This is a genomic window from Pseudomonas sp. NMI760_13 (genome assembly GCF_021283245.1).
In the GTDB taxonomy this organism is placed as follows: Bacteria; Pseudomonadota; Gammaproteobacteria; order Pseudomonadales; family Pseudomonadaceae; genus Aquipseudomonas; species Aquipseudomonas peradeniyensis.
This window is the reverse complement of the sequence record NZ_JAJSRC010000105.1, coordinates 1-389: the sequence shown is the minus strand read 5'-3', so window position 1 is coordinate 389 and position 389 is coordinate 1. Positions and strand designations below refer to the sequence as shown.

The window sequence follows — 389 nt, the reverse complement described above, 5'->3', positions numbered from 1 at the left end:
GCCCAGGGCGCCCTGACCCTCGATCTGCTCGCCGACCTGCTCAACCGCAAGGGCACGCTGTTCGCCGGCAAGGACCTGCTGATCCAGCGCGCCGGCCTGGTCGACAATCAGGCTGGCCAGATCGCCAGCCAGGGCCTGCTCAAGGTGCTGGCCGGCGGCATCGACAACAGCCAGCGCGGCACCCTGGCCGCCAATGGCGCGCTCGTGCTCAACAGCAGCGGGGCGCTCAGCAACACGAGCGATGGCCTGATCTACAGCCAGCAGGGTGAGGTAGGCCTGCAGGCGGCAAGCCTGAACAATGCCAAGGGCACCGTGCAGGCCAAGGGCGCGATCAGCGTGCAGGCCAACGGCGTGCTCGACAACCAGGGCGGCAAGCTGATCGCCCAGGA

The 389-nt window shown here is 68.6% G+C and carries 1 protein-coding gene; it reads left to right on the top strand.

Translation table 11 applies throughout. The features are described from left to right. Positions 1-389 (top strand): hypothetical protein (locus tag LU671_RS29375; RefSeq protein ID WP_232857817.1); only part of this gene is annotated, 389 nt, incomplete at both ends.